Annotated in this window: 2 protein-coding genes; both read left to right on the top strand. The window is 64.6% G+C overall.

Annotated features, from left to right (window positions below):
• Positions 1–219 (top strand): ribbon-helix-helix domain-containing protein (locus ILT44_RS30300; RefSeq protein WP_204243319.1); only part of this gene is annotated, 219 nt, incomplete at its 5' end.
• 108 nt (positions 220–327) lie between these two features.
• Positions 328–1,593: extracellular catalytic domain type 1 short-chain-length polyhydroxyalkanoate depolymerase (locus ILT44_RS30295; RefSeq protein ID WP_204243318.1), on the top strand; the 1,266-nt coding region annotated here is incomplete at its 3' end.

Genomic DNA, 1,593 nt, shown 5'->3' with positions numbered 1-1,593 from the left:
CACCAGCTCGACCTCGGCCTGCGCCACTATGGTCGCCAAGACCTCGAGGCCGCGCAAGCAGCCGGAGAAATGCTGCGCATCCAGGTTCTGGGTCTCGCCAGCATCGCCAATGATGTCACGCCCGAACTGGCCCGGCAGACGATCGCCTCCCTTCACGTCCTTGGCGCCCTGCACGCCCCTCCGGCGGTAAAAGAGGCGCTGAAGGATCGCATACGCTGACCACCGAGTAGCTCCCGTCTCCCCGTCTTGAGAGCCTGCCCGACCCTTCCCGACAATAAGGGGCAGGTCTCGCTTTGCCCCAGGTCACCCCACAACAGGATAGAGCTCATGAACATGAAACCGAACATCGACATACTCGAGGCAACCCGTCTCACCCGTGAAGGACGACTTGCAGAAGCCATGGCAATCCTCCAGGGAGGGCTTCCGAGTGCCCATCCCTCACCGACCCCAGGCAACGCAGGCGGGAATGAAGGCCAGCATCGGGTGAGACCTGCTGCACGGATCATCGATATGGTGGCGCCATCGTCCGGCAGAGGGGCCTGGACTTCGCCGAAGTTCAACTTCCCGCACATGACTCGTGACGGTTCTGATGGCTCTGCCGGAGGTTTGGGCCAGCCCCAGATGCCGGAGGCGCTGCGCGGCTTCCTCGACCGTATGAGGCAACCCGGCTCCCTAGCTGGCTTTGATGGGTTGGCGGGACCTGTTCCAGCCCGTGCGCCGGCGCCGCTGCCGGAAGGCGCCCGCTTCGAGGAGCGGACCTTTGCCAACGAGACCGGAGGCCGTGCCTACAAGCTTTACATCCCGAGCGGCTACACGGGTCAGCCAGTGCCGCTCGTGGTGATGCTGCACGGCTGCACCCAGTCGCCAGACGATTTTGCCGCCGGCACGCGGATGAACGAGTTGGCCGAAGAGAAGACGTTTCTGGTGGCTTACCCGGCGCAGGCCCAGTCCGCCAATGTGTCCAAGTGCTGGAACTGGTTCAACGCCACCGATCAGCAGCGGGATCGGGGAGAACCTTCGCTGATTGCCGGCATCACCCGGCAGATCATGCATGACTTCTCCGTCGAGCCGCGACAGGTGTATGCCGCCGGACTCTCCGCCGGTGGAGCAGCGGCGGCGATCATGGGCTCGGCTTACCCCGACCTCTATTCGGCTGTGGGGGTCCACTCGGGGCTGGCGTGTGGGGCTGCGCGTGACATGCCGTCCGCGTTTGCTGCCATGCGGCAGGGCGGGGCGCCTCAACACAGCGGAGCCGAACAGCCCGTGCCGACCATTGTGTTCCATGGCGACCGCGACACGACCGTCAGTCCCATCAATGGGGACCAGGTCATTGCTCAGTCGAAGGCCGGCGCGGATCTCCAGACAACAGTCAGCCGCGGGCAGGCTCCCGGCGGGATCAACTATACCCGCACGGTGGCGTGCGATGACAGTGGCCACCCCATGCTCGAGCATTGGGTTCTTCACGGAGCGGGCCATGCCTGGTCCGGTGGAAGTCCGAGTGGGTCCTACACCGAACCCAAGGGCCCTGATGCCAGTCGCGAGATGATGCGCTTCTTTCTTGAGCACCCGAAACCGAGAGCCGCGTCCCCCAAC

Origin of the sequence: Microvirga arvi, from assembly GCF_016892765.1 — a bacterium.
Taxonomy (GTDB): Bacteria; Pseudomonadota; Alphaproteobacteria; order Rhizobiales; family Beijerinckiaceae; genus Microvirga; species Microvirga arvi.
The sequence above is the reverse complement of the archived record's forward strand: the minus strand, read 5'-3'. Positions and strand labels throughout refer to the sequence as shown.